Source organism: Streptomyces spongiae, from assembly GCF_009377185.1.
GTDB lineage: Bacteria > Actinomycetota > Actinomycetes > Streptomycetales > Streptomycetaceae > Streptomyces > Streptomyces spongiae.
The window spans coordinates 1-6685 of the sequence record NZ_VJZC01000552.1 but is presented as its reverse complement, the minus strand read 5'-3'; the positions used below and the strand labels follow the sequence as shown (position 1 = coordinate 6685).

General features: G+C 71.7%; 8 protein-coding genes. 3 read left to right on the top strand and 5 right to left on the bottom strand.

Annotation, left to right across the window (positions count from 1 at the left end):
- From FNH08_RS51235 to FNH08_RS41175, 4 genes are all read right to left on the bottom strand, one after another.
- Positions 1-200: hypothetical protein (locus tag FNH08_RS51235; protein WP_228034679.1), on the bottom strand; the 200-nt coding region annotated here is incomplete at its 3' end.
- The gene (locus FNH08_RS41185; protein ID WP_322726295.1) at positions 200-1231 is read right to left on the bottom strand and encodes an AAA family ATPase; all 1032 of its coding nucleotides are present in this window, start codon (positions 1229-1231) and stop codon (positions 200-202) included. The genes FNH08_RS41185 and FNH08_RS51235, both read right to left, overlap by 1 nt.
- An 88-nt stretch (positions 1232-1319) precedes the next feature.
- The gene (locus FNH08_RS41180) at positions 1320-3290 is read right to left on the bottom strand and encodes a VMAP-C domain-containing protein (RefSeq protein ID WP_152776633.1); all 1971 of its coding nucleotides are present in this window, start codon (positions 3288-3290) and stop codon (positions 1320-1322) included.
- Positions 3287-3691, bottom strand: coding sequence for a CU044_2847 family protein (locus FNH08_RS41175; RefSeq protein ID WP_228034677.1), 405 nt, complete (start codon positions 3689-3691; stop codon positions 3287-3289). The genes FNH08_RS41180 and FNH08_RS41175 overlap by 4 nt, the downstream gene beginning before the upstream one ends.
- 190 nt (positions 3692-3881) lie before the next feature.
- On the opposite strand from FNH08_RS41175, the gene FNH08_RS41170 reads away from it, so the two are divergent.
- The 3 genes from FNH08_RS41170 to FNH08_RS41160 all read left to right on the top strand — a co-directional run bounded on the left by FNH08_RS41170 (position 3882) and on the right by FNH08_RS41160 (position 6362).
- On the top strand, positions 3882-4061 hold the full coding sequence (locus tag FNH08_RS41170) for a DUF6104 family protein (protein ID WP_152776632.1): 180 nt from the start codon (positions 3882-3884) through the stop codon (positions 4059-4061).
- A gap of 191 nt (positions 4062-4252) precedes the next feature.
- Entirely contained in the window at positions 4253-5248 is a 996-nt protein-coding gene (locus FNH08_RS41165; protein ID WP_152776631.1) for a DUF4097 family beta strand repeat-containing protein, read from the top strand.
- Position 5249: 1 nt separating this feature from the next.
- The gene (locus FNH08_RS41160) at positions 5250-6362 is read left to right on the top strand and encodes a helix-turn-helix transcriptional regulator (protein ID WP_152776630.1); all 1113 of its coding nucleotides are present in this window, start codon (positions 5250-5252) and stop codon (positions 6360-6362) included.
- A 79-nt stretch (positions 6363-6441) separates the two neighbouring features.
- On the opposite strand, the gene FNH08_RS41155 is transcribed toward FNH08_RS41160, so the two are convergent.
- A partial coding sequence (locus tag FNH08_RS41155; protein ID WP_194238802.1) for a Clp protease N-terminal domain-containing protein occupies positions 6442-6685 on the bottom strand: 244 nt, incomplete at its 5' end.

Here is a 6685-nt window from a genome sequence, read left to right as displayed (position 1 = left end):
AACAGATCGGGTTCGTCGAGGACGCCGCGATCGTCGTACGGGGCGGGGTCATCGAATCCGTCGGCCCGGCCGCGGGCACCACGGAGTTCCCCGCCGCCGAGCGCATCGACGCCCGGGGCCAGCTCGCGGGCGGTCGGTTCGACGCCCAACCCGCGCAGCCGCTCGGCCAGTTCGCCCACCGCGCCCGGTCCAGGGCTCATCAGCGCGTCCCGTGGTCGCCGTGGTCGAGGGGGCGCATCAGCAGTTCGGCCAGCCGCTGCCGGTCGGGCTGGCTGTCGCGTACGGCCTCCTGGGTGAGGTAGATGGCGTTGAGCAGTTGGTCGGCGGCGCGCAGGGAGCCGGGGCTGCTCTGCAGGAAGTGCTGGATCAGCCGCTCATGGTGTTCCACGTCCTGGTCGCCGAAGTGGGCGCGGACCATGGCGGTGAGCCGCCCCGCGCCCCACTGGTCGTTCTTGGGGGAGGGCAGGTCCAGGTGGACGCAGCGGCGCAGCAACGGGGCCGGGAAGTCACGCTCACCGTTGCTGGTGAGCACGACCACGGGGAATGCCTTGCAGCGCAGCTTCCCGCCCGTCACCTCGGCGCGGCCGTCGTCGTCCGTGAGGACCTCGGCGGTGGGCTGCTTGCGCGCGATCCGCTGGAGCTCCGGAATCGCGAACTCGCCCTCCTCCAGCGCGTTCAGCAGGTCGTTCGGCAGGTCGATGTCGCTCTTGTCGAGTTCGTCGACGAGGAGGACGCGCGGACGGTCGTACGGGAGCAGGGCGGTGCCCAGCGGGCCGAGCCGCAGGTAGCCGCCGATGTCCTCGGAGTACGGGCGGCCCATCTCCTTGGCCATCTGGATGTCCTGGAGGCGCGCGATCGCGTCGTACGCGTAGAGGCCGTCGCGGAGTGTCGTCCGGCTGACGATGGGCCAGTGGAGCACGCGGCCGAGGCCGAGTTCGTGGGCGATGGCGTGCGCGAGCGTGGACTTGCCGGAACCGGGGTCACCGGTGACGAGGAGGGGGCGACGCAGATAGAGCGCGGCGTTGATCAGTTCGAGTTCCTCCGGGCGCCAGGCGAGGGCCTGGGCTCCGCGCGTGCCCAGTCTGCGGGTGGACTCGCTGCCCAGGGGCGGGAGTTCGGTGAGTGCGGGACCGCCGTCGAAGTCGCGCCAGGGAGGTGGGGCGGGCAGCTGTCCGATGCCGTCGTGCGGCTCGCCCGAGCCCTGGAAGACGTACCAGTCGGAAGTGGTCACGGGCGCTCCTCGGGGGTGCGTCGTCGGGCGGCGATCAGGGTGAGCCGGGTCGGCTGAGGGCGGATGGGTCGGTCGAACGGCTGGGCACTCATGGGGAGTTCACCGGTTCGTCGCACAGCGGCAGGGGGCGGCCGGGGTCGTCGTAGAGCAGGGCGAGGGGTTCGGCCCATTCGGCGGCGGTGTCGAGTTCGCCGATGCGTTCGCGCAGTCGGCGCAGTTCCTCGGGGAGGTGAGTGGCGCGTCCGGTGTGGCGGAGCAGCTTGGCGGTGTGGTCGTGCAGTTCCTGGCACTGTTTTCCGCAGCCGTACGTGTGCTGCGTGTTGCGGGCCCACAGGACGATCCCGTAACCGGCGCTGATCACTTCCCGGAGCGGGTCGACGCTCTCCGCCGCCGTCCGGCACAGGACCGGTACGGCCGCGTCGCACGCGGTCGCCAGCGCCTGTCCGGTGTGGGCGAGGGAAGGGAGCGGCAGGGCCTCCAGGCCACCGCGGGTGACGCCGTGCCAGCGGTCGTGCCACTCCTGTGCGGCCGGTCCACCGGTACGGCGCAGGCTGCGCAGCACGACCTGGCGGTGGGCGCCGAAGGGGCGTTCGGCCGGATGGGGCCGGTAGCTGCGGACGGCCGGCTGGGCACGCCACAGGTCCACGTTCACGTCGAAGTGCTCCAGGGGCAGGGCGAGTTCGAGGCGTGCTCGGCACCGCTCGGAGTCGAGCTGGCCGAACGCCTCCGCCAGTGGCGCGCTCAACTCGTACGGCAGGGCGGCCAGCGAGACGCCTTCGGCGTTGTTCCCCTCGGCCCAGGAACGTACGGTGTCGGGCCCGCCGGACCAGGTCCAGATGCGCCAGTGGAAGCGGTCCGCGGGGCGGAAGGCGTCGGGTTCCAGTTCCACGGCCACGACGGGGGCGTCGCGGTCCGCGTCGGGGACGTCGGTGTGGACGGTGACGGGAGAGGGTGACGGGGCGCGGAGAGTCGCGGTGCCGCGCGTCGATCGTGACTTCAGCAACCCTCGGGTGGCGTCCGGCAGTTCCTCCAGCCGTTCTCTCAGCCACTCCTCCAGGGCAGCGGCCGTCTCGGGGGTCTCCGGGGCGCACCGCCGGGCCACGAGCAGCAGGTAGTGCAGGAAGGCGATCTCGGAGCGCTCGCCCCGGTCGTACAGCCACCCGTGGCCGTCTCGCCAGTCCCGCGGTGGCGGAGCGCCGCGCCAGTGCGGTTCGACGTCCAGTACGGCCTCGATGAGGTCCTTGAGGGTGTCCGTGCCGTCGGGCGCCGGCAGGTCGGCCAGCAGTGCGCACGCCGTGGCGGCGTCGTACGGACTCCACTCGCGCTCGCGTGCCCCGATCAGCTTCTCCTGGGCGGCGACCCAGCAGGTGCGCCGGGTCGGCCGGGCCTCGCGCTGCTGGTGGTGCCACTGGTCGTGGGCGCGTATGAGCGCGCGGTACGGGTCGGGCCCCAGCTCGTCGGCCTCCCCCTCCAACGGCAGCGCCCCGGTGAAACCCCGCAACGCGGTCACCGCGATGGCGAGGCCGCCGTCGGCAGCCCTGCGGCGTGCTTTGACGACCCCGGCGACGACACCGTGGACCCGGTCCAGGACCGGCCCGCCGGAAGCGCCGTGCGGGATCTCGGTCTCGGGGCCCAGTGTGACGCCGTAGTCCCCGGCGGTGCCGTTGACCAGGCAACGGCCGCTCCACTTGTCGGGGCCTCCGGCGCGGACGCGCCAGCCGAGAGCGGTGATGTCGTGGGCGCGGTCGTACCGGTCGCTGAGGCGTACACACGGGTGCCGTACGTCGTCCAGCAGCCGGATGAGGACCAGGTCCTGCTCGGTGTCGCGGCCCGAGCCCAGCCAGTACGCGGCCCGCGCGCGGGCCGCGCCGTGCTCGCCCCGCACACGCAGCGTGCCGGTGCGCGCGCCCTCCTCGCCGAGCAGCAGAACGTGGGCGCAGCTGAGCACCCAGCCGGGCGCGACGAAGAAACCGCTGCCCCAGAGGTTGTCGGACTCGTCGTCGGGGCCGAGCCGGACGGTGGCGCCCCGCGCGAGGTCTTCGAGCTCGGACGCCGTCATGGCCGAACGGGGTCCGGGCCGCTCTCGGGCTCGTTCGCCCCGCTGTTCGCCCCGCTGTTCGACCCACCGCGCCAGGTCAGGGTGACGGAGATCGCGGCCTTCGCCTCGCCGTCGGCCAGCAGGGCGACCGCCTTGCCCGGCTTCACCGCCAGCTCGACGCCGAAGGTGGCGCTGACCTCGTCCGGGCGGACGGAACGGGCCGCGTCCAGAACGGCGGTGCCGACTCCGCCGACGAGTTCGTTCAGCTGGTCGATGCGGGTGGACAGGTGGTCGAGGGCTCCGACGTCGTCGTACGGGAAGTCGTCCGGATCCCCGGGGACCTCCTCGGGCTTGAGCACGCTCACCCGGGCGAGCACCGTGCGCCCTCCGGGCAGCTCGATCTCCTGGATCCTCCGCTCCATGGCTCCCCCGCTTTCCGGAACAACTTCCCGGCGCCCCAGCCTGGTTGACGCGCCCGATGTACCAGGACATTGTGCCCGCACATGCGCGTGAGGACAGCCGAAACGGACCAGTACGGACAGGGCGGCCGGGCCGCATAACCTAGAGAGGTACGACCCCCGCGGCCTCAGGCCCAGCCCCAGGAGAACATTCGTGTACTTCACCGACCGAGGCATCGAAGAGCTGGAGAAGCGGCGCGGCGAGGAGGAGATCACCTTCGAGTGGCTCGCCGAGCAGCTGCGGACGTTCGTCGACCTGAACCCGGACTTCGAGGTACCGGTGGAGCGCCTGGCGACGTGGCTGGCGCGACTGGACGACGAGGACGAGGAGTAGGCCGTCGGCCCACCGGCGTGTGGCCGTGCTACCGCCACCGCCGGTGGCCCGAACCACACGAGGTCGATTTGTCCATCTTTCTCCATAAATAATCATCAAGACGAGTGTCTTGACTTTCCGTGACCGCGATATATCGTGAATAGCGGAAGACGCGATATGGCGCGTCCCGCCCGGTCGAGGAGGTCAGCACCATGTCCGAGTGGTCCGTCACCGAACCGCGGAAGCTCACGTTCGACGAGCCCGTGACGGCGCTCCATGTGCGCATCGTCAATGGAACGGTGAACGTCGTGGGCACGGACGAGGGTTCCCCCCGTCTGGAGGTGTCCGACATCGAGGGACCACCCCTGACGGTGACGCAGAAGGACGGCACGTTGACGGTGGCGTACGACGACCTGCCCTGGAAGGGCTTCCTCAAGTGGCTCGACCGCAAGGGATGGCGTCGAAACGTACTGATCTCCCTGGCCGTTCCGGCCCGCACACGCGTCGAGTTGGGCGTCGTCGGGGCGACGGCCGTCATCTCCGGGGTCGACGGGCGCACCGAGGTGAAGGGCATCTCCGGCGACACGACCCTGGTCGGCCTCGCGGGCCCCGTGCGCGCGACGACGGTCTCGGGGAACGTGGAGGCCCAGGCCGTCACCGGCGACCTGCGGATGAGCTCCGTCTCCGGTGACCTGACGGTCGTCGAGGGCTCCTGCCCGACCGTGAAGGCCGACTCGGTGAGCGGCTCGATCATCCTCGACCTCGACCCCACGAGCAGCCCCACGGACGTCGGACTCACCAGCGTCTCCGGCGAGATCGCCATCCGGCTCCCCCACCCCGCGGACGCGGAGGTCGAGGCGAACACGGCGAGCGGCACGATCTCCAACGCCTTCGACGACCTCCGGGTCAGCGGCCCCTGGGGCGCCCACAAGATCACGGGCCGCCTGGGCGAGGGCAACGGCAGGCTGAGGGCGACGACGATCTCGGGCTCGATCGCCCTGCTCCGCAGGCCCTCGTCGGAGGACGAGCCGTGGGACGCGGCCCCGACGCCCGCACGCCCGGTCGGCGACTCGCACTCTTCGAACTCATCGAACTCATCGAACTCGTCGAACTCGTCGAACCCCCCGGAACCGGAGGATCCGATACCGGCCGACACCGCCTCCGGCGAGAATGCGTCCGACGGCACGACCGACAAGAAGGTGCTCTGACATGCCCCCCGTCTTCGCCCACGGACGCCTCCGCCTCTACTTGCTGAAGCTGCTGGACGAGGCCCCGCGCCACGGCTACGAGGTGATCCGCCTCCTGGAAGAGCGCTTCCAGGGCCTCTACGCGCCGTCGGCGGGCACGGTCTACCCGCGGCTGGCCAAGCTGGAGGCCGAGGGCCTGGTCACCCACACCACCGAGGGCGGCCGCAAGGTGTACGCGATCACGGACGCGGGCCGTGCCGAGCTGGCCGACCGCAGCGGCGAGTTGGCCGACCTGGAGCTGGAGATCCGCGAGTCCGTGGCGGAGCTGGCCGCGGAGATCCGTGCCGACGTCCGGGGCGCGGCCGGCGACCTGCGCCGCGAGATGCGCGCCGCGGCCTCCGAGGCCCGCAAGGGCACCCGGAGCGGGGCCGGAGAGCATGCGCCGCTCGGTGACTTCGGTGACCACTCCGACAACGAGGCATGGAGTGCCGCGAAGGAGGAGATGCGCCGCGTCAAGCAGGAGTGGAAGGAGCAGGCGCGCCGCGCGAAGGACGAGAGCCGCCGGGCCCGGGAGGAGGCCCAGCGGGCCCGCCGCCAGGCCAAGGAGGCACAGGAGCACGCCCGGACGCAGGCACAGGAGGAGTTCCAGCGCATCGCCAAGCGCGTCCAGGAACAGGTCCAGGACCACTTCACGCGGGGCGACTGGCCGACCGGGGTACGTGAGGGCCTGTCCGAACTGGCCAAGGAGTTCGGCGATTTCGGAAAGGACTTCGGAAAGGATCTCGGCAAGGACTTCGGCTTCGGCCGCCCGGGAGCGACGTCCGACACGAGCACGGACACGACGCGCGACACAGATACGGACACAGCACGGTCATCCAAGACCGCCACGCCGCCCCCGGAGTACACGACCACGCCGGACGCCTTCCCCGCCGAGTACGAGCCCGTCTGGGCCCACGAGACCTCCACGGGCCACCCCACCCGCGACCTCGACCGCCTCCTCGACCGCTTCCGTGACGACATCCGCGACGCGGCCCGCGACCACGGCGTCACGGAGGACCAGCTCCGCGAGGCCCGCCGCCACTTGTCCACGGCGGCGGCCCACATCGGAGCGGCCCTGCGAGCGCCCAAGGGATGAGGCGGAGCGGATGCGGACGAGCGGGTGGTGAATGCGGCGTCATGTGCGGGCGCCGACAGGGCAGAGAGCCCCGGGGACCTCAGCCGGCCTTCGCCTCTCCCGCGCCACCCCACAGCACCCGCTCGACCCCCGCATACGTCACCCCGTGATCCGCGAGGGCCTCGGCGGCGACCCCCGGGCGGGCCGTGAGGGCCAGGAGGAGGTGCTCGTCTCCGATGTGACGATCGCGATGCGCCAGGGCGACGCGGAGGGACTGGGACAGCAGCTCCTTGGCCCCGCGGGCGAAGGGACGGTGACTGGACCACCGACCACCCCTCCCCCTG

Bases quoted from the DNA above. Each gene is read 5' to 3' on its own strand.
- FNH08_RS41180 (WP_152776633.1), bottom strand. From the start codon at position 3,290: ATGACGGCGTCCGAGCTCGAAGACCTCGCGCGGGGCGCCACCGTCCGG.
- FNH08_RS41175 (WP_228034677.1), bottom strand. From the start codon at position 3,691: ATGGAGCGGAGGATCCAGGAGATCGAGCTGCCCGGAGGGCGCACGGTG.
- FNH08_RS41165 (WP_152776631.1), top strand. From the start codon at position 4,253: ATGTCCGAGTGGTCCGTCACCGAACCGCGGAAGCTCACGTTCGACGAG.
- FNH08_RS41160 (WP_152776630.1), top strand. From the start codon at position 5,250: ATGCCCCCCGTCTTCGCCCACGGACGCCTCCGCCTCTACTTGCTGAAG.